The sequence below is a fragment of the Roseovarius confluentis genome (assembly GCF_002917925.1).
Lineage (GTDB): Bacteria > Pseudomonadota > Alphaproteobacteria > Rhodobacterales > Rhodobacteraceae > Roseovarius > Roseovarius confluentis.
This window is the reverse complement of record NZ_PPFE01000003.1, coordinates 177,552-196,763: the sequence shown is the minus strand read 5'-3', so window position 1 is coordinate 196,763 and position 19,212 is coordinate 177,552. Positions and strand designations below refer to the sequence as shown.

Here is a 19,212-nt window from a genome sequence, read left to right as displayed (position 1 = left end):
CATGCAAGACACGACCAGCGCCGAGGCGCGGCCCGAACTGAAAATCTTTCTGTCCTCGCCCGGTGACGTCAACGAGGAACGCGTGCTGGCCAACAGGGTGCTGGCGCGCCTGACAGACCGCTACGCGCCGGTGGCCCGGATCACGCCGGTGATCTGGGAACACGAGCCGCTACTGGCCTCCAGCACCTTTCAGGACCAGATCGAAAAGCCGTCGGCCACCGATATCGTGGTCTGTGTGCTGTGGTCCCGGCTTGGCACCCGCCTGCCCGCCCATATCACCCGCGACGACGGCACCCGGTACGACAGCGGCACCGAGTTCGAGTTCGAGGACGCCTTCGAGGCCCTCAAGCGCACGGGCCGGCCCGACCTGCTGGTCTATCGCAAGATGTCCGAACCGCTGATCAGCCTGGCCAACGATGTCGAGGCCGAGGAACGCCTGCGCCAGAAGCGCGCACTCGACGGGTTCATCCAGAAGTGGTTCCACGATCAGGATGGCTCGCTGATGGCCGCGTTCCATTCCTTCGGCAACAGTGCCGAGTTCGAGGACGCGTTCGAGATGCATCTCGACAAGCTGATCCAGCGCCGCCTGCGCGACATGGGGCTCGACCCCGACGCCGCCGCGGCGATGGCGGCCGACCTGGGCACCGGCGACGCGCCGGATTGGGAAGGCTCGCCTTTCCGGGGCCTGGAAACCTTCGAGTTCGAACATGCGCCGGTCTTTTATGGCCGTACCCAAGCGATTTCGCAGGTGCTGGCCAACCTACGCCGGCAATCGGCCAGCGGCCAGGCCTTCGCGCTGGTGCTGGGGCGCAGCGGCGGCGGCAAGTCCAGCCTGGTGCGCGCGGGCGTGCTGCCCCTGCTGGTCGAGCCGGGCGTGATCGAGGGCGTGGGCCTCTGGCGCCGCGCGATCTTTCGGCCCAGTGCGGCCAGCGGCGACCTCTTCGACGCCTTCGCAACAGCCCTTGTCGCCCCCCATGCGCTGCCAGAACTGACCAGCGACGGCACAACGGTCAAGGAACTGGGCCAGATGCTGCGCGATGCACCGTCCGCGACCGCGCCGCTGATCAAGGGGGCGTTGTCACAGGCGGCGCAGGCGGCGGCCTATGACGACGCGCAGACAGTGCTGGACGGGATGCAGGGTGCCCCGCAAGAGGAACGCGACACCGCGCGTCAGGCCATCGTCTCGGCCCCACCCCAAGCCCGCCTCGTCCTTCTTGCCGACCAGCTGGAAGAGCTCTTTTCGGACAGCGCCATCAGCGATGCCGAGCGCACAGCATTCCTGGTTTCCATGGCGGCGCTGGCGCGGACCGGTCGGGTCTTCGTGCTGGCCACGCTGCGCAGCGATTTCTATCACCACGCCATGTCCTATCCCGCGCTGGCCGAGCTGAAGGGCGAGGCCGGCCAATACGATCTCGCGGCGCCCACGGCGGCCGAGATCGGCCAGATCATCCGCATGCCCGCCCGCCGCGCCGGGCTGCATTTCGAGGAACATCCCGACACCGGCGCCCGGCTGGACGACACGCTGCGCGACGTGGCCACGGAAGAGCCCGACAGCCTGCCACTGCTGGAATTTACGCTGGAAGAGCTCTACCGCGAACGCGCCCCGAACGGCGCCCTGACATGGGAGGCCTATGACCGCCTCGGCGGCGTGGCCGGGGCGCTGGGACGCCGGGCCGAGGATATCTTTCAGTCGCTTAGCCCGGCGGCACAGGACGCCCTGCCCCGCGTGATGCGCCTGTTGGTCGATGCCGGCCTTCAGGATGGCCGCGCCGCCACCAAGCGCCCGGCGGCGCTGGACCGCTTTGCAGAGGACACGCCAGCGCGGGAATTCGTCGATGCCTTCACCGCCGCCCGGCTCTTCGTGGCGGGCACCAATGACGCGGGCACGCCTGTTGTCGCCATGTCGCACGAGGCGCTGTTGCGCTCCTGGCCACGGCTGGTCGAGTGGCTGGAACGGGACCGCGAGCTCTTGCGGATGCGCGCGCGCCTCGCCTATGCCGCGCGCCGCTGGGAAGAGGCGTCGCGGGACACGCAGCTTCTGCTGCCGCCCGGCCGGGCCCTGGACGAGGCACAGTCGCTCCAAACCGAGGGCGGCTTCGACCTGACAGAGGATGAGCGCGACTTCATCGTCCGTTCGGGACGCCGCCAGAAACGCGCCCGCCGGGTCAAGCAACTTGCCATGGCCAGCCTCGCGGTGCTGACCTGTCTTGCCATGGGCGCCGCCTGGGTGGCCAACGACCAGCGCGCGCTGGCCATGCGCAACGCCGATATCGCCGAGGCCGAACGCAACACGGCGGAACTCGAACGCGCCCGCGCCACCGAAAACGAGGCCACCGCGAACAGCCGCCTGAACGAGCTTTTCCTTGAACGGGGCCGCCAGGCGATCCTGGGCGGCGCGCCGCAGGACGCAATGTTGATCCTCGGTTCGGCCTATGCCCGCTCGGGCGACGCCCGCAGTGGCGCGCTCTTTTCGCAGGCGCGGAATCTGGCTTCGATGCGAGCGGGCTCGGTGCCCGCCCATACCGATGCGGTCAGCGTGATCGTAACCGGCTCCGACGGGCTGACGGCCTCGGCCGCGCCGGACGGCACAATCGCGCTGCGCGACCAGGCCACCGGCGCCCCGGTCGCCACCACCGCCATGCCCGGCACCGCGGTGCGCGCACTGGCGTTGTCGCCCAATGGAACCGGGTTGGCCGCCGCGGGCGACAGCGGCGAGATCCTGCTGCACGATATCGAAACCGGCCAGGAACGCACGCTGACGGGCCATTACCAGGCCGTGACGCAGCTGCTCCATTCACCCGACGGCACCCGGCTGGCTTCGACCTCCGACGACAACACCACGCGGATCTGGAACCTTGCAAGCGAGAGCTCGGTGCTGGAACTGGTCGAGCCCACCGCGCCGCCGGTTTTCGCGCGGTTCCTGCCGGACCGGGGCCAGGTGGTGACGGTCTCGCGCGACGGCTATCTGACGCTGTGGGATGACAGCACCGGCGCCCGCGCCGCCCGACAGCAACTGGGTGACGCGGGCCGTGTTACCGGCGCGACGCTTCTGGGCGCGACTGGGGCGCTGGCGGTTATCACGGACGCCGCCGAGGTGATCGTGGCGCGCCTGGACGACGACCCCGAGATCGCCTGGCGGGCCGAGCGGTCGGCACGTTCGGTGTCGTCGGATGACAGCGGCCAGGCGCTGCTTCTGGGCACCGATCACGGCATGGTCGTGCTGTCCCCGCAGGACGGGCAGGTTCTGCAAGCCGCACCCGAAATGCCCCGCCGGCGGTTGACCGGCACCGCGCTGTCGCCGGATGGCGCCCTGATCGCCGCGCTCGACGATGCCGGGGACGTGTCGATCTCCGATGCCGCCAGCGGACGGATAATCGCCACGATCAGTGGGCACGACACCGCCGGCACCACGCTGGCCTTCGGTCCCGACTCGCTGCGCCTGGTCACCGGCGCCCGCGACGGCACGGTGACCTTCTGGGACCTAGCCACCGTCCAGCCCTGCACCCTGACCGACGGGCCGGGCCACGCGGTCGCATTCTCGGGCGACGGCGCGTTGGTTGCAGCGGGCGATGCGGACGGCACGCTCCATCTCATGGACCCAGAAAGCTGCACGCCACACCAAATCCACGACGTCATCCCGCGCGGCGAGCGCGTGCAAGCCATCGCCTTTTCTCCCGACAGCCGCAGCGTCGCGGTGGCCGGGGGCTCGGATGTCGTGCTGCTCGATATTCAAAGCGGCGAAACGCTCTGGTCGCACAGCGTCCGGCAAGGCATGTTCGCCACCAGCGTCGGGTTCTCGCCCGACGGCGCCGAACTGGTAGCGGGGATGCGCTCGCGCGAGCTGAACCAGTCCTTTGACGGCGCCTGGGTGATCCTTGATCCGGCGGACGGCGCAACCCTTCAGAAAAGCGCCCACAGCGACAAAACCTCGGTGGCCCGCTCGTATTTCAGCACCAACCCCGAATATCTTCTCAGCGAGAACGAGGCCGGGTTGAGCCTGTGGTATCGCAGGAACGGCGAGCGCCGCCACCGGATCGTCACAGACGAGGATCCCGCCATCGCCTACCTTGCCTCGGGGGACCGCTTCTTCGTCGGTCTTTCCACGGGCGAGGTCGAAGTCCTGCGTCACACCGGCAGTGACCTGCTGATCTTTCAGGCGCATGACACGCCGGTCACCGCCATCGCCACGAACGAGACCGGCACGTTGCTGGCCACCGGCGCCCGCAATGGCGCGGCGTCGGTCTGGAACGCGCAGACCGGCCAGCTTGTGGCCCGGCTCGACGCCCATGCCGCGCCGGTCGAGGCGGTGACGTTCCTACCCGGCTCGGGTCATGTCGCGGCCCTGTCGCGGGACGGGCGGATCAACCTGTCGGAACCCGCCACCGGCGCCACCATCGCGGCCTTCGACGGCCCGGCCGGGCTGCGTGTCCGCATGGCCGCGGGGCCGGACGGGCAATGGTTCGCCACCGCCTCGGGGCGCGGCCCGGCCCGCCTTTGGCAGGTGCCCCAGCCCGACGTGCCCCAAGACGCCGTCATCGCCGCTATCGAAGCGGAGACGCCCTGGGGCCCCGGCGCCGAAAGCGACCTGCCGAAAGGACAGTGGCAAACCCTCGCCTTCCAGGCGCTGCTGGACCAGTCCGGGGCCGGTCAGGACAGCCCCGAGGCATTGTCCATCGAAGAGCGGCAGCGAATCGAACTGGGCCGCATCGCCGGTGCGCGCGGCGACGCCCTGGCCGCCGACCGCGCGTGGCGCGACCTGACCGACGTGCTGCCGCCCGCCTACCAGTTGGCCGCACGCTGGAACGCGGCCGCCCTCGAAGGCTTGCACACCACCATCGACACCCATGCCGACCGGGTCGAGACGATACGCTTTGCGCCCGATGCCAGTTACCTTGTGTCGGTCGACTGGACGGGAATGCTGTTGGTCACCGACACCGACGGCTGGGCCGAACGCTTCCGTCTGGAAGATGGATTCAAGGGCCACCTGGCGATCCGGCCCGACGGCTCGGAAATCCTGGCCACCCGGGAAGGTGGCGGCGCGGTCGTACTGGATGCCGAAACAGGGACCGCGCGGCTCGAAAATGAGGGCGACGTCGCGAACGTGCAATGGTCCGCCGATGGCTCCCGCTTCGCGCTCTTTCCCGAGCTTGGCCCGCCCACCCTGCTGGATGCCGACAGTGCCCAGGTGCTGGCCTCCTTTCCCGATGCTGACCCGCGTTCCGACGCCTACGCCATCGCACCGGATTTCTCAGCGGTTGCCCAGCCCGTCCCGGGCGCGGTCAGCCTGATCGACCCGATAACGCGCAGCCCGATCACCCGGCTGGAGGGTCCGACGGGCACCGCGCGGGCAGAGCTTGTCGTGTTCTCGCCCGATGGCACGCAGGTGGCGGTTGCCTGGTCAGAGCACAGCGCCGGCATTTACGCGGCAACGGACGGAACCCTGCTGCACAAGGTCGAGGACAGGGTCTTGCGGATGGTCTTTTCTCCCGATGGCCAAGATCTCGCGATCGAACTCTGGGGCTCTTCCGCGCCCACGCTCCTCGTCAGCACCGAAGATTGGCGCAGCCGTGCGGAGCTGAAGGGCCGCATCGCTGTGGACGAGACCTTTCTGAAAGACAGCGACCTTGTCGCGACCGCTGTCGGGGACACCACGCAAGGCGTCTTGCTTCACGCCCGCGACAGCGGCGCGCTGGCCGGCGCCTATTACGGCCACGCCACGGGCTGGAGCCGACTAGCCACTGCGCGCGACAGTCGCTGGCGTGTCACCACCTCGGGCGACGGGGTCCTGCGGGTGTGGGACAATACGATCACGTCCGGGCTCGGCTTGAAAGATATGCTTGATTTCACGCCCTCGGAGGACCCCACGCTGTTGGCCCAAAGCAGTGACGGGATGATCCGGATAGAGCGGGACCCCACCGGACACGCGAAATTGGTGCAGAGCGGCGGCGAAGGCGAAGTGCTCCGCACCCGTGCCATCAATACGAGCAAGGGCATCGTGACAGCGGCGGCCTTCGCAGACGACGGCAGCTGGTTCCTGACCGGTGAGGACACCGGCACAGTACAGGGCCGAAACACCGAGAACGGGTCACTGATATTTAGCCTTGTCGAGGCTTGCGATGGCTCCGTAGGCGACGTTCAACTCATGCAACGCGAGCGGGCCGTGGTGGTGCGGTGTGCGGACGATGGCACCAAGTTGTTCGCTCAAACAACGGGACAGCTTCTGCTTCGGATGCCGACGCTTGATCAGAGATAAGTTGACAGGACCCCGGGGCACGCTTGCACTTCGTCGAGCTGTTTGACAGATTCCTTTCTTGTGCCCGCGAGTCAGGTAAGAAAACGGATCAGGCGATTTCGTAGGCGACAGAGCCAACCCCAGCGATGGCTTTGAAATAGGTAACATCGGTCAGGCCTTTGCCCGACAGGCCATTACGTAGCAATTTACCGAGAGTAGAGCTCCTTCGGGCGGTTGGCCTTGTCGTGGAACTCGTCAGCCGCCTTGATCACCACATGGGCTGGTGCCGTGATCAGACCTTCGGCTTTGAGGATACGATATGCTGATGACCCGGAGGCAAAATTCCGCTTTTCGTCGGTGTATTTGACCGCCAGTTCGCACGGCGTCAGATCTTCGTGGTCGAGCGCGAACTCTAAAATGGCTTCACGGACATCATTTGGTATGCGACTCCGGATTGACCCGGGCCGAGGAGAACGGTCGGCAAGCGCATCAGTCCCACCCTCGACCCGCCCCGCATACATTCAGACTTCGCCGGAAAAATCAGCGGGTTTTTTGACACCTTCCACGTCATGCAGGAAAACGATAGCCCGTATATCGGTTAGGTCGTAGCGCACATCGACCATCAAGTGTGATGCCCAAGCCCAGTGTGGCCCCCGACGCGGCATCGAGGGCGACACTTATCGTGGGACGCCCAATCCAGTTTACAAAAAGCACACCCAAGACGCCTTACGAAGCGCTCAGAGAGAAGCTATAATTAACGAACGGGATGTCCCGCGAGCAACCGCACCTTACACATTTGGCATTTATGCGGGGTCGTGCTTGGGGGGTAGATTGAAGCATGAAATGAACGTGCGAACCATGTCCGGGGCGCCCGTGATCTGCACACTAACCGGTTCGGGGGCCGCTCCACCATAGAAGACCGCCGCAAGGGAGGGAGCGGCGGGGGCTTCGAACCGCAAGTCGGGTTCTCTCGCATCACCACGCGTTACGGGCATCGCACCGTTGGCAAGCCGGGCGGTGAATTGCGCGGTCCCGATGGTAAAGAGCACTTCCGCTTCCAAGTCTCGCGCCACCTCGGCATCGAGCATCGTTCGCAGCGACAGCATGAAGGAAGCCGGTGACAGGGGAAGCGTTGGATCGTGCAACGGTGAGGCGGCGGCCCACCGGCCCAGTTCCTGAATGATCGGTTCCGCGGCGTAGCCCCATTCGGTCAGGCCGTAGAGCTGTGCAGGTGCAGGTTCGGGCGCGGTCGAGCGCAGGACCACGCCGTTTGCTTCGAGCCCAGCGAGCCGTTCGGTCAACACCTTGGCACTGATCCCTGGCAAGTTTGTGCGAATGTCGCTGAAGCGCCGCGGCCCGAACATCAATTCGCGCACGATCAGAAGCGACCAGCGTTCTCCCAGAAGCTCAAGGCCGAAAGCCGTTCCGCAGGCATCGCCGTACCAGCGGCCATGGGGGTTTTTTGCCGATTTGGTTTCTTTTTGTAACTTCATGGTTGCTTTTTATAATCTCATTCTCGTACCCTGTCCATATCGACGACGCGACTCAGGAGGTAACGCGATGTCACAGATGATCTTCATAAACCTGCCCGTGGCAGACCTCGAGCGTTCCATGGCGTTCTACGAGGCGATCGGTTTCACCAAGGATACCAGATTTACCAATCACCTCGCTGCGAGCATGGTCTTATCGGACGAGATCCGGGTGATGTTGCTGACCCATGAATTCTGGTCGAGCTTCACCGACCGGCGCCGGGTCGACCCCGCGACCGAAGCGCAGGTGCTGCTGTGTATCAGCCGTGCGGACCGTGAGGCGGTGGATGCCATCACCGACGCAGCTGTGGCTGCGGGCGGCGCGGGCGATCCTTGTCCGGTGCAGGAGCACGGGTTCATGTACGGCCGCAGCTTTGCCGATCCTGACGGACATATCTGGGAGCCCATGTGGATGAGCGCTGAGGCGGTCGAGAAGGGGCCGGCGGAGATGTCCCATGCCGATTAAGGCGGACGCCCCGATCACGATCACCGCCTTCGATTGGGTACCGGATTTCGCCAAGGGGCAGGTCCGTGACCTGCGTGTTCGCTGGGCGCTGGAAGAGGTCGGTCAGAATTATTCCGTTCGCTGCCTTCCGCAGGGGCAGCAGAAGGAGGCCGCGCACCGTGCTCTGCAACCGTTCGGGCAGGTGCCAACCTACGAAGAGGGCGACCTGACGCTGTTTGAAAGCGGCGCCATCGTCTGGCATATCGCCGAACGGTTTCCCGGCCTCATGCCCAAGTACCCCGCCGGGCGCGCGCGCGCGCTTGAATGGCTTTTCGCCGCGCTAAACACACTGGAGCCGCCAATCATGGATCGCTCCATGGCGACGATCTTCGAGGCCACCGAAACCTGGTCGGCGCCGCGTTTGCCGGGGATTGACACGAGGATCGCGGAACGGTTGCAGGGGGCGTCGGATCGGCTCGGGGCGGCAGAGTGGTTCACGGGCCGCTTCAGCGCGGGTGACCTGATGATGGTCAGCGTTCTTCGGATCATCGAAGGCGAAGGCTTGATCGAAACCTTCCCCAATCTCGCCGACTATGTTGCGCGGGGCACGGAACGGCCCGCCTTTCAGAGAGCACTGGCCGCGCAAATGGCCGATTTCACGGGTAATCCGCCGCCCGGTTTCGACGCATGGATGGCGGAGCTTCAAGCCATACAAGGAGAGTCGACATGACCTATATTGCTGGATTCCTCACCCCCGTCCCGAACGGGAACAAGGAGGCTTATATCGCAAGCGCCCGCAAGGCCTGGCCGCTTTTCAGGGAGTACGGAGCCTTGCAGATCATGGAAACTTGGGGCGATCAGATTCCCGAAGGCAAACACACCGATTTCAATCGCGCGGTGGCCCTGGAGGACGGTGAGTCCGTCTGCTTTTCGTGGATGATCTGGCCGGACAAGGAAACGCATGACAAATGCGGCGCCAGCATGCAGACCGACCCGCGCTGGCAGGACATGGACATGCCCTTCGATGGCAAGCGCATGATGTGGGGCGGCTTTACCCCGATATTCGAGGACAGTGCCTGAACTGTGATAAATGCAAGGTCTGGCTAATTGACGGGCAGCAGTTCTGACCGGGTGTCGGACGGCTCCCGCAGATACCGGCGTGACGCTCCGATGCACTGTCGAAACTGCCCCTTGAAAGGAGAAAGACGATGACGAAACGAAAGGCGGCTGTGTTCCTCTGGTTCGATACCGAGGCTGAAGCGGCGGCGGAATTCTATGCCGCCACCTTCCCGGACAGCCATGTGGACAACGTGATCCGCGTGCCCGAAGGAGCGCCGAGCGCGCCAGCCGGGACCGTTCAGGTAGTCGAGATGACCCTTCTCGGCCTGCCTTATGCGCTGCTTAATGCCGGTCCGCATGTGCAACCCAACGATGCCTATTCGCTGCAGGTCTATACCGAGGACCAGGCCGAGACGGACCGGCTCTGGGATGCCATAGTGGGCAATGGCGGAGAGCCCATCATGTGCGGCTGGTGCAAGGATCGCTGGGGCTATCGCTGGCAGATTACTCCGAGAGTCCTGATGGAGGCGCTGTCGCATCAGGACCGGGACGCTTCGGCGCGGGCGCAGGCCGCGATGATGGAGATGCAAAAGATAGATATCGCGGGCATCAAAGCGGCCTTGCAGGGCGCGAACTGAGAAAAGAGGTCACAATGCCCCGAATTATCCGCAGCCCGGACTGCGGGAACTCTCCGAAGAATCGCTTCGTTGAAGATATCGCGATCGCCTTGGAAACCGGCATATTCGACCCAGAAGCCTTCGATCCCGCGGTAACATGGGAAACCTCATCCACCCGGCGGATCGTCGGGAGAACAGCCGTTTTGGAAGCCCTGCCAACTGAACGAGCTCCGGCGAAGGTTATCGTCGAACACGCAATCTCCCACGGTAGAGTTGGCGCTGCGAGCGGAGAGGTGATCCGAGCGAATGGCGAGACGTCCCGCTTCTGTCACGTACTCGAGTTCACGAGCCTCCGAGCCAATCATGTCGAGAGAGTAAAAAGCTATGATTGATTGTCCAGATCTTTGCTGTTTCCCACACTGCGGACCTTGGCCTTCCAGTGCATCCTGCACGAGGTCACGGACGACCGCTTCAGGGAAGCCACATCGCAGCGTTGACCATCCCGGCTAAGGTCAGCTGTGGGCCGTCCTTGTCGATGCGGACCTCGTTGCGCGCGCGACGTGGACAAGACACGCCCGGGTCAGTTTGGGCTTGGACCAGCCTTTTGCCGCAAGCGGCTTCTGCGGCCAATAACATTCCAACTTGCTTGCGCAGGTCATGGGGAGGATGGTGTTGTCCTCAGAGCGGCCAGGGCCTCTGCGTGTAGGGGAGCGCTGGCGGCGGCGATAACCTTGCCGTCCGATGCCAATGTGAGAGGCTCGCCTTGCCAGTCGGTGATCACACCACCCGCCCCTTCGATCACCGGGATGAGCGCCATGTAGTCATAGGGGTGCAAGTCCATCTCGAACAGCAGGTCGACATGGCCCGCGGCCAAAAGGCCGTAGCCGTAGCAATCGCCGCCGAACCGTCGCATGGCAGCCTTTTCCGATAGCTTCTCGAACTGCGCCAGTCCGGCCGTGTCGAAACTGTCCGGGCTGGTCGTGTAGAGGATCGCTTCGCCCAAGGCCGTTCGCCCGCTGGTCTGGCAGGGCGTGCCGTTGAGTGTTGTGCCCTGGCCGCGCTGGCCGATCCAGCGTTCGCCGGTGGGCGGAATCGAGATCACCCCGAGTTCTGGCGTGCCATCGGAGAGGCAGGCGATCAGCGTGCCGAAGGTGGGCATACCGGACAGGAAGCTCTTGGTGCCATCAATCGGGTCGATGACCCAGATGTGCGGGGACTCCAGTCGCGCGCTCGCCTGTTCCTCTCCCAGAATGCCGTGAGTCGGGAACGCTTGCGTGATCTGCCGGCGCATCTCGGCCTCGATGGCGCGGTCGGCTTGTGTGACAGGCGAGTCGTCGTCCTTTGCCTCGATTTCCAGCGGTTTGCGGAAGTAGGTCATGGCCATGGCGTCCGTAACGTCGGCCAAACCTTCAGCGAACTGTGCGAGCCGGTCCGTTTCCGGAAAGGTGGAAAGAGACTGCATGATTTTTCCTCAAATGCGGGGAACGGGGGGCTGCGAAGGTGCGCTTTGAAAATTTATCGTAGACAAATGCCACAAAAACGCAAGACTACACAAATAACCCCAGACTCGAATTCCGTGTCGGGCAACCAGAACGGACCATCGCAAGGGTCCGCAGTCTTCCGGATACAGGCCCGGACCAACAGAACTGAACCAACAAGGAGATCACCATGAACACCTGGACACAGACCACCGCGCTGTCGATCGCGGCGCTTTGCCTTGCCGCACCAACGCTGGCCGATGAACTGACCGTCTACACTGCCCTCGAGGAAGAAGAAATCGCGGCCTACGTGGAAGCGGCACAGGCCGCCATGCCGGACACCGAGATCAATGTCCTGCGCTTGTCCACTGGCAAGCTTGGTGCGCGGCTGCTCGCCGAAGCCGAGAATCCGCAGGCTGACGTGATCTGGGGTTGGGCTGTCAGTGCGATGATGGACCCGCAGATCCTTGAAATGCTGGAACCCTACGAGGCTGCCGGCTCCGACGTGCTGCCCGAGAAATTCCGCAGTGGCGACGGCAAGTGGTTCGCCCCAATCGGCTATATGGGCGCCTTCTGCGTGAACACCGCACGGCTCGAGGAAAAGGGCCTGCCGATGCCGTCAAGCTGGGCCGACCTGGAAGACCCTGCATTCAAAGACGAGATCCTGATGCCCGATCCAAACTCCTCGGGCACCGGCTACCTGCACGTCAACGCCGTGCTGCAAAGCATGGGCGAAGAGGCCGGCTGGGCACAGCTGGACGCGGTCGATCCCAACATGGCGCAATACACCTCTTCGGGTTCAAAACCATGCAAATCTGCCCGCGTGGGTGAATATACAGTCGGCATTTCGCTGGCATTCACCGCGATGCAGTCGATCGAGGAAGGCTACCCGCTGGCGATGGTCTTTCCCGAGGGCGGTGTGGGCTACGAGTTGGAAGCGTCGGGACTGATGGCAAGCTCGGACAACAAAGAAGCGGCGAAAGCCTTCCTTGATTGGACCATGTCCGACGAGGCGATCGGCCTTTACCAGACCTACAAGGCGCTGATCACTGTGCCGGGTGTCGATGCATCGGAGGCGGCCGAGAAAGCCGGCCTTCCGGCTGAAATCTCGACGATCCTGGCGGATGTTGACTTCGTCAAGGCGGCGGAGGATCAGATGGCCGTAAAAGATAAGTGGAAAGAAAAATTCGGGCGCTGAGCCCGAGACTGGGGCGGCCTTGGCCGCCCCGACACTTGACGGGCCGGTCGCGAACCTGCCCAACGAATGAGAAAGCACGCCCCACATGTACCTGACCGTACGCGACGCCACAAAGACCTACGGCAATTTCACCGCGCTCGACCGCGTGTCGATCGAGATCGAGAAAGGCGAGTTCGTCTGCTTGCTGGGCCCGTCGGGATGCGGCAAGACGACTTTGCTGCGGCTGATCGCAGGGCTGACCGACTTGGACGGAGGAACGATCACGCTGGAGGGCGCGACCCTTTCGGATCTTCCGGCGCGCAAGCGGGGGTTCGGGATCGTGTTCCAGTCATACTCGCTGTTTCCGAACATGACGGTGGCCGAGAACATCGGTTACGGCCTGAAGATCCGGGGCGTTCGAAAAGACGACATCGCCGCACGGGTGCAGGAGTTGCTGGCGCTGGTTAAACTGCCTCAGGTGGCCGATAACCTGCCGGGGCAACTGTCGGGCGGCCAACAACAGCGCATCGCGCTGGCGCGGGCCATTGCTGTGGATCCGCGCGTCCTGTTGCTCGACGAGCCGCTATCGGCGCTCGATGCCAAGGTCCGCGCGGTGCTTCGCGACGAGATCAGACAGGTGCAGCGCTCGCTGGGCATACCAACGCTGATGGTAACACATGATCAGGAAGAAGCGCTGGCGCTGGCCGACAAGATTATCTGCATGAACCACGGGGTCGTGGTGCAGGCGGGCACGCCGGAGGATCTGTACCACCGACCCGCTACGCGCTTTGTCGCGGAGTTCATGGGGATCAGTAACCTGCTCTCTGCCGACACGGTCGCGCGGCATTTTCCCGACTTGGTGCCGACTCGTCCCGCCTCTGAAGACAGCTATCTTGCCTGTATCAGACCCGAGCAGATCGAGGTGACCCCTTCCGAAAACGGTGGGGCCGTCGTCCGCAGCATCAGTTTCCTGGGCAACCTGCGGCGCCTGGAAGTGGAAAGCCCCACCGGGCCGCTTTTGGTCGAAACGCATGGCGGTAGTCCATATCACCCGGGCGACCGCGTTGAGCTGAGCATCGCACCCAAAGCCTGCACATGGGTTGTTGACGACACTGTTGGAACCGAGGCGGTGTCGGCATGAGCCTCGCCGAGACGTCATCCCGTGCCCGTATGCGCCGCCGATTTGACGCCGACCGCCTGCTGACGCTGGCTTGCATCGGGTTGCCGCTGCTGGGCCTGATCTTGTTCTTCGCTTACCCGATGGTGATCGTATTCCTGCGCTCGATCACGGTTGGCGACAGTTACGGGTTGGGCAACTACACCGAAGTGCTGGGCTCATCCGGGTTCTGGCGGGCCACGCGGCATTCGCTGGCGATGGGGGGCGCGACCACGGTGCTGAGTGTGTTGCTGGGGTTCATCATCGCGCATGGCCTTTACCGCTGTGCATTTCGCGGCAAGTGGCTGATACGCAGCGTCATTGTTCTGCCTCTGCTGGCCCCCTCGCTGGTACAGGCGCTCGGGCTGATCTTCCTGCTGGGCCGCAACGGCGTTATCAGTCGTATGCTTGGGGTCGAAATCGAGATTTACGGTTTCTGGGGCCTGTTGATCGCGAACACCCTCTACGCGCTGCCACAGGCCGTAATGATCATCGGCGCAGCGTTGGTGCTTCTGGACGCCCGCACCTACGAGGCCGCCGAGGTCATGGGAGCGCCGCCGTGGAGACAGTTCCGCGACCTGACCCTGCCCGCCGCGCGGTTCGGTATCCTGAACGCAGCGTTCGTCTGCTTTACCATCACCATAACCGATTTCGGCAATGCGGCGGTAATCGGCGGCGATTACTCGGTGTTGGCGACCGAGATCTACAGCCAGGTCGTGGGGCAGAGAAACTTCAATATGGGCGCCGTTGTTGGCATCATGCTGCTTTTGCCCACGGTGATCTCCTACAGTATCGAGCGGCAGGCGATGAAACGGCAGCAGGCCGGACAAATCACCGGGCAAGAGCCCTATCGGCCCAGCTTTGCTCCGCTGCGAGACATCAGCATGGCGGCGCTGTCATTGCTTATCTGCGCCGGGATCCTTTCGGTGATCGGGATCGTGGTCTATGCCAGTTTCGTCACACTGTGGCCCTACAACATGGCGCTGTCGCCCAAGCATTACGATATCACGCTGGCGGGCGGGTATTCATCGCTTTGGATGACGATCTTCATCTCGCTGGCTGCCGCTTCGGGCGGGACCGTTGCGGTTTTCCTTCTGGGTCTTGGCCTGCGACGCCTGCCCAAGGCAGTGGCGCAACCGATCCAGATCTTGGCCGCGATGCCGGCCGCTGTACCAGGGATGGTCCTGGGTCTGGCCTATATTCTGACGTTCAATTCCACGGCGACGCCGCTTTACCTGCTCTACGGTACCGCCGCGCTGATCGCGATCGTCAATTTTTACCACTACCACACACAAGGCTTCCTGACGCTGATGACTGGTTTCCGACAGCTGCCTCTGGCGCTGGAGGAAGCGGCCAATAGTCTTGGTGCCGGGCTGAGCAGGACGGCACGGGACATCGTGGCGCCATTCATCGCGCCGATGCTGGTGTCGGTTTTCTTCTTTCTCTTCATGCGCTCCATGGTGACACTGTCGGCGGTCGTCTTTCTGACAACACCGGACCTGAGCGTGGCCGCCGTGACGATCATGCGGCTGGACGATGCCGGGCTGACGTCGCAGGCAGCGGCCTTCTCGACTTGTGTAATGGCGGTTGTTTGCTTGGCCGTCCTGTCTATGAAGGTGATACTGGCGCTTTTGCGACGGCGTGGCGGGAACAAGGGGACGGCCTGATGTGGGCGAAGGAGCGTCATCAGCGGATCGTGTCGATGCTGGCGGCCAACCAGCAGGTCAGCGCAAACGATTTGGCCGAGATGATGGGAGTGTCGCGCGAGACCGTGCGGCGCGACCTGCTCGACCTTGAAGAGGCGGGAAAGGTGGCGCGGGTACATGGCGGTGCCGTTCTGCCTGAGGCGCGGACAGAGGATCCGTTTCAAAACCGCATGACGAGCCAGATCCGAGCCAAGTCCGAGATCGCGAAGAAAGCGGTCGGCCTGATCCAGCCGGGGCAAACGATCATGGTGGATGCCGGGTCGACCACTGCCGTGTTCGCCCGAGAGCTTGCGAAGGTGCCCGGCGTGTCGGTGATCACAAATTCGCTGGATATCGCCGCGACGTTACAGGCCGCAAACATGGATGTACTCCTTCTGGGCGGTCGGATCGCAGCTGACGTGCCTGCCACGGTGGGCGAGCTTACCCTTTCGGAAATACGGCGTTTCGAGGTGGATCTGTGCTTTTCCGCGCCGGTGGCTCTGCATCCCGAGAAGGGGACATATTTCTACGACCTGCAAGAGGCCGAAATCTCTGCCGCAATGGCAGCGCAGGCAGGTCGGGCGGTCTTGCTGGCGGATCATTCCAAGCTGGGAGGCACAAGCCGAGTGCGTTCCTGGGAAGTGGAGACGATCGGAGCGCTTGTGACAAACCGGGCCGCGTCCGACGTACAGCTCGACGGTTTGCGAACAGCGGGGGTCGAGATCATCTGACCACATCATTCGCCGAAGGTTTGATCGCAACCGCGCGCGCCGCTGGCTCCGTTCAGGAAATGAGGGCGGAGAAGCTGCGCTCCGCGTTAAACAGATTGTGGATTGAAGAATGGACGGCGGTGAATTTCTGCCAACTTCGCATACGCCGGAAGCGTGACATGGCGCGCTCTCTTCGTCGGAATGGCAGGTGAGGGAGCACGTGTTGGTCCTGGGTTCGCGGGATGGCGGTTTCGGATTTTCAACCTCGGACTTGCCGCACGTGTCCATTTCAAACGGGGCGCAGATATCGGCTTGGGGACGTTATTCTGCAAGTATGGGAGAACCATATGAAGCGTTTAGTATAGTTGTTGACTGCCGTTCTGCTGGCTGCACCAATTAATGCAACAGAGCTTGATAACCGCTACGAGCAGACGGGCACTTTTAGCATCACGGTTGACGGTGAAACGCAGAACCTCGTCATCCCTTATGATACCGAACGCGATCGCGCATATGCTGAACAAAAGTTTATAATGGGCAGCTACCTGACCATCGACGTGCTTGGCTGCAGCGCCGGCGAAGACGGCAAACCGGGTGCACCCAGGGTGCAGGAAACCTTTCAAGGTCTCAGAAATCTAGGTTTTCAACGCTCAGCGCGTTCTGCTGGATGAACTCGCGCCGCGGCTCCACTACGTCGCCCATCAGTTTGGTGAACAAGTCGTCGGCTTCCGCCACATCATCTACTTTCACCTTGAGAAGCGTGCGGGCCTCCGGGTCCAACGTTGTTTCCCACAATTGATCGGGGTTCATTTCGCCCAAGCCTTTGTAACGCTGCAGGGCAAGACCTTTCTCGCCCTCTTTCAAGATCGCATCCAACAGGTCGAGCGGACCATAAATGGCTTGTGACCGGTCCTTGCGATGCAATGTTGCTGGCTCGAAATAGATCTCGCGCAATCCTTTTGTCAGTTGGCCCAGACGCTTTGCCTCGCCACCACGCAATATCGGCCCATCCAGGGTGCGTACCTCTTCAACGCCCCGCAGTATACGGGTCAGGCGAATGCCATGATCCTGAGTTTGACGACCCTGCCAACCCCGCTCGTACTCAAGTGCGATCAGGTCTAAGCGTTTCGCCACGCTGTCCGCGACCGATTGGATATCTGCGTCCACGCGCCCTGGTTCGAACGCTTCCGCGATCGCTGCCTGCTCAAGGATGTGGCGGGGGTAATGCGTCGGAAAGGCCTCAAGGATGCGGGTTGCCTGCCGCGCCTCCTCGACCACGCGCACGAGGTCCTGCCCGATGATATCCTCGCCTGTTCCAAGCCGCAAAACCGCGTCTTCGGTTCCCTGCGCGATCAGGTAGTCTTCAAGCGCAGGCGTATCCTTGAGGTAGACCTCGGACTTTCCACGGCTCACTTTGAACAACGGCGGCTGCGCGATGTAGAGATAGCCGCCTTCGATCAACTCCGGCATTTGGCGGTAGAAGAATGTAAGCAGCAAAGTCCTGATATGCGCACCGTCCACATCGGCATCAGTCATGATGACAATCTTGTGGTAACGCAGTTTCGATATGTCGAACTCGTCGCGCCCGATGCCGGTGCCAAGTGCCATCACCAGGTTGCCGATCTCCTGGCTTGAAAGCATCCGGTCGAACCGAGCCCGTTCCACGTTAAGGATCTTGCCACGCAAGGGCAAAACCGCCTGCGTGGACCTATCCCGACCGGTCTGAGCCGATCCTCCAGCGCTGTCCCCCTCGACGAGAAAAACCTCTGTTTTGGAAGGGTCTTTCTCGGAACAATCCTTCAGCTTTCCGGCAAGATAGTTGACGTCGAGCGCGGTTTTTCGGCGCGTCAATTCCCGCGCCTTGCGCGCCGCCTCTCGGGCCATGGCTGCCTCCATGATCTTTCCAACGATCATCTTGGCTTCGTTCGGGTTCTCTTCAAACCACTCCGCCAGCTTTTCGTTCACCAAGCTTTCGACGGCCGGACGCACCTCGGAACTCACCAGCTTGTCCTTGGTCTGGCTCGAGAATTTCGGGTCAGGCACCTTGACCGACAGCACGCAGGTCAGACCCTCGCGCGCGTCATCCCCGGTGAAGGTGACCTTCTCTTTCTTCGCGATCCCTTTTTCGGCAGCGTACTTCTGCAAAACCCGTGTCAGTGCCCCGCGAAACCCGGCAATATGCGTACCCCCGTCGCGCTGCGGAATATTGTTCGTGAACGGCAAGACAGTCTCATGGTAGCTATCATTCCACCACATCGCGACCTCGACACCGATTTCGTCACGCTCTCCTGTGACAAATATCGGGTCAGTCATAAGCGGAGATTTGCTGCGATCGAGGTAGCGCACGAATTCCTGCACGCCGCCATCGTAATGCAACTCCGTTTCCAGCGGTTCAGCCGGACGCTCATCACGCAGGATGATGCGCACGCCGGAGTTCAAAAACGCCAGTTCTCGCAGACGCTTTTCCAAAGTGTCGAAGCTGTAATCAAGGTTCGAAAATGTATCGAGTGACGCCAGAAACCTCACTTCGGTCCCGCGTTTTCCTGCGGCGTCACCGACCACTTCCAGATGCTTGGCCGTCTCGCCCTTCTCGAACCGCGCGACATGTTCTTTGCCGCTTCGCCAGACGCGCAATTCCAGCCAGTCCGACAATGCGTTGACAACCGATACGCCCACTCCATGCAAGCCCCCGGAAACCTTGTAGGAATTGCTGTCGAATTTGCCCCCGGCGTGCAGTTGGGTCATGATGACCTCGGCGGCGGAAACGCCCTCTTCCTCGTGCATTTCCACGGGAATGCCACGGCCATTGTCGCTGACCGATACAGAACTATCCTTGTGAATACAGACAGTTACGTGGTCCGCATGCCCGGCGAGGGCCTCGTCGATACCATTGTCGACAACCTCGTAGACCATGTGATGCAAGCCCGACCCGTCGTCGGTGTCGCCGATATACATGCCAGGGCGCTTGCGAACAGCTTCCAACCCCTTGAGAACCTTGATAGATTCGGCACCATATTCTTCGGGGGACGCGGCGGCTTCTGCCATGCAGATTATCCTTCGTTCAGTTTCATATTTTATACGATTCTCAGCGGGGAATGTCACGCGATAGACACAAGATTTTGTGTTT

The 19,212-nt window shown here is 62.7% G+C and carries 15 protein-coding genes and 1 pseudogene; 11 read left to right on the top strand and 5 right to left on the bottom strand.

The annotated features are described in order from the left end of the window. Position 1: 1 nt before the first annotated feature. On the top strand, positions 2 to 6,253 hold the full coding sequence (locus tag C2I35_RS08955) for an nSTAND1 domain-containing NTPase (protein ID WP_103762694.1): 6,252 nt from the start codon (positions 2 to 4) through the stop codon (positions 6,251 to 6,253). Between the two features lie 185 nt (positions 6,254 to 6,438). Here the strand turns inward: C2I35_RS08955 and C2I35_RS08950 are convergent, their stop codons facing one another. Next, positions 6,439 to 6,753 (bottom strand): helix-turn-helix domain-containing protein, encoded by a 315-nt coding sequence (locus C2I35_RS08950; RefSeq protein WP_103762693.1) that lies wholly within the window; start codon positions 6,751 to 6,753, stop codon positions 6,439 to 6,441. A gap of 282 nt (positions 6,754 to 7,035) precedes the next feature. Beyond that, on the bottom strand, positions 7,036 to 7,725 hold the full coding sequence (locus C2I35_RS08945; RefSeq protein WP_103762692.1) for a winged helix-turn-helix transcriptional regulator: 690 nt from the start codon (positions 7,723 to 7,725) through the stop codon (positions 7,036 to 7,038). Between the two features lie 67 nt (positions 7,726 to 7,792). On the opposite strand from C2I35_RS08945, the gene C2I35_RS08940 reads away from it, so the two are divergent. From C2I35_RS08940 to C2I35_RS08920, 5 genes are all read left to right on the top strand, one after another. Beyond that, positions 7,793 to 8,227, top strand: a complete 435-nt coding sequence (locus tag C2I35_RS08940; protein ID WP_103762691.1) for a VOC family protein — start codon at positions 7,793 to 7,795, stop codon at positions 8,225 to 8,227. After that, the gene (locus tag C2I35_RS08935; RefSeq protein ID WP_103762690.1) at positions 8,217 to 8,936 is read left to right on the top strand and encodes a glutathione S-transferase family protein; all 720 of its coding nucleotides are present in this window, start codon (positions 8,217 to 8,219) and stop codon (positions 8,934 to 8,936) included. Before C2I35_RS08940 ends, C2I35_RS08935 begins: the two co-directional genes overlap by 11 nt. Beyond that, the gene (locus C2I35_RS08930; protein WP_103762689.1) at positions 8,933 to 9,286 is read left to right on the top strand and encodes a DUF1428 domain-containing protein; all 354 of its coding nucleotides are present in this window, start codon (positions 8,933 to 8,935) and stop codon (positions 9,284 to 9,286) included. Before C2I35_RS08935 ends, C2I35_RS08930 begins: the two co-directional genes overlap by 4 nt. Before the next feature lie 128 nt (positions 9,287 to 9,414). Continuing rightward, positions 9,415 to 9,903, top strand: coding sequence for a VOC family protein (locus C2I35_RS08925; protein WP_103762688.1), 489 nt, complete (start codon positions 9,415 to 9,417; stop codon positions 9,901 to 9,903). A 14-nt stretch (positions 9,904 to 9,917) separates the two neighbouring features. Then, positions 9,918 to 10,274 (top strand): hypothetical protein, encoded by a 357-nt coding sequence (locus C2I35_RS08920; RefSeq protein WP_103762687.1) that lies wholly within the window; start codon positions 9,918 to 9,920, stop codon positions 10,272 to 10,274. A gap of 263 nt (positions 10,275 to 10,537) precedes the next feature. On the opposite strand, the gene hisN is transcribed toward C2I35_RS08920, so the two are convergent. Further along, positions 10,538 to 11,344, bottom strand: a complete 807-nt coding sequence (hisN, locus tag C2I35_RS08915) for a histidinol-phosphatase (RefSeq protein ID WP_103762686.1) — start codon at positions 11,342 to 11,344, stop codon at positions 10,538 to 10,540. A gap of 206 nt (positions 11,345 to 11,550) precedes the next feature. Here hisN and C2I35_RS08910 point away from each other — a divergent pair, with 206 nt between their 5' ends. From C2I35_RS08910 to C2I35_RS08895, 4 genes are all read left to right on the top strand, one after another. After that, a complete protein-coding gene (locus C2I35_RS08910; protein WP_103762685.1) occupies positions 11,551 to 12,558 on the top strand; it encodes an ABC transporter substrate-binding protein in 1,008 nt (335 codons plus the stop codon). Positions 12,559 to 12,643: 85 nt separating this feature from the next. Then, positions 12,644 to 13,678 (top strand): ABC transporter ATP-binding protein, encoded by a 1,035-nt coding sequence (locus C2I35_RS08905; RefSeq protein ID WP_103762684.1) that lies wholly within the window; start codon positions 12,644 to 12,646, stop codon positions 13,676 to 13,678. Then, positions 13,675 to 15,360, top strand: a complete 1,686-nt coding sequence (locus C2I35_RS08900) for an ABC transporter permease subunit (RefSeq protein ID WP_103762683.1) — start codon at positions 13,675 to 13,677, stop codon at positions 15,358 to 15,360. The genes C2I35_RS08905 and C2I35_RS08900 overlap by 4 nt, the downstream gene beginning before the upstream one ends. Continuing rightward, the gene (locus tag C2I35_RS08895; protein ID WP_103762682.1) at positions 15,360 to 16,109 is read left to right on the top strand and encodes a DeoR/GlpR family DNA-binding transcription regulator; all 750 of its coding nucleotides are present in this window, start codon (positions 15,360 to 15,362) and stop codon (positions 16,107 to 16,109) included. The genes C2I35_RS08900 and C2I35_RS08895 overlap by 1 nt, the downstream gene beginning before the upstream one ends. Before the next feature lie 64 nt (positions 16,110 to 16,173). Here C2I35_RS08895 and C2I35_RS22445 read toward each other — a convergent pair. Then, positions 16,174 to 16,299, bottom strand: a pseudogene (locus tag C2I35_RS22445) (IS6 family transposase); the annotation flags it as partial. 157 nt (positions 16,300 to 16,456) lie between these two features. Between C2I35_RS22445 and C2I35_RS21850 the strand changes: the two are divergent. Then, complete coding sequence (locus C2I35_RS21850; protein WP_146049991.1) at positions 16,457 to 16,756, top strand: hypothetical protein; 300 nt, start codon at positions 16,457 to 16,459, stop codon at positions 16,754 to 16,756. Here C2I35_RS21850 and gyrB read toward each other — a convergent pair. Next, a complete protein-coding gene (gene gyrB, locus C2I35_RS08880) occupies positions 16,713 to 19,130 on the bottom strand; it encodes a DNA topoisomerase (ATP-hydrolyzing) subunit B (RefSeq protein ID WP_103762680.1) in 2,418 nt (805 codons plus the stop codon). The genes C2I35_RS21850 and gyrB overlap by 44 nt on opposite strands. Between the last annotated feature and the right edge of the window lie 82 nt (positions 19,131 to 19,212).

What these genes read in the sequence shown, in the direction of transcription:
- C2I35_RS08955 (WP_103762694.1), top strand. Translation starts at nt 2, where the DNA reads ATGCAAGACACGACCAGCGCCGAGGCGCGGCCCGAACTGAAAATCTTT.
- C2I35_RS08950 (WP_103762693.1), bottom strand. Translation starts at nt 6,753, where the DNA reads ATGTATGCGGGGCGGGTCGAGGGTGGGACTGATGCGCTTGCCGACCGT.
- C2I35_RS08945 (WP_103762692.1), bottom strand. Translation starts at nt 7,725, where the DNA reads ATGAAGTTACAAAAAGAAACCAAATCGGCAAAAAACCCCCATGGCCGC.
- C2I35_RS08940 (WP_103762691.1), top strand. Translation starts at nt 7,793, where the DNA reads ATGTCACAGATGATCTTCATAAACCTGCCCGTGGCAGACCTCGAGCGT.
- C2I35_RS08935 (WP_103762690.1), top strand. Translation starts at nt 8,217, where the DNA reads ATGCCGATTAAGGCGGACGCCCCGATCACGATCACCGCCTTCGATTGG.
- C2I35_RS08930 (WP_103762689.1), top strand. Translation starts at nt 8,933, where the DNA reads ATGACCTATATTGCTGGATTCCTCACCCCCGTCCCGAACGGGAACAAG.
- C2I35_RS08925 (WP_103762688.1), top strand. Translation starts at nt 9,415, where the DNA reads ATGACGAAACGAAAGGCGGCTGTGTTCCTCTGGTTCGATACCGAGGCT.
- C2I35_RS08920 (WP_103762687.1), top strand. Translation starts at nt 9,918, where the DNA reads ATGCCCCGAATTATCCGCAGCCCGGACTGCGGGAACTCTCCGAAGAAT.
- hisN (WP_103762686.1), bottom strand. Translation starts at nt 11,344, where the DNA reads ATGCAGTCTCTTTCCACCTTTCCGGAAACGGACCGGCTCGCACAGTTC.
- C2I35_RS08910 (WP_103762685.1), top strand. Translation starts at nt 11,551, where the DNA reads ATGAACACCTGGACACAGACCACCGCGCTGTCGATCGCGGCGCTTTGC.
- C2I35_RS08905 (WP_103762684.1), top strand. Translation starts at nt 12,644, where the DNA reads ATGTACCTGACCGTACGCGACGCCACAAAGACCTACGGCAATTTCACC.
- C2I35_RS08900 (WP_103762683.1), top strand. Translation starts at nt 13,675, where the DNA reads ATGAGCCTCGCCGAGACGTCATCCCGTGCCCGTATGCGCCGCCGATTT.
- C2I35_RS08895 (WP_103762682.1), top strand. Translation starts at nt 15,360, where the DNA reads ATGTGGGCGAAGGAGCGTCATCAGCGGATCGTGTCGATGCTGGCGGCC.
- gyrB (WP_103762680.1), bottom strand. Translation starts at nt 19,130, where the DNA reads ATGGCAGAAGCCGCCGCGTCCCCCGAAGAATATGGTGCCGAATCTATC.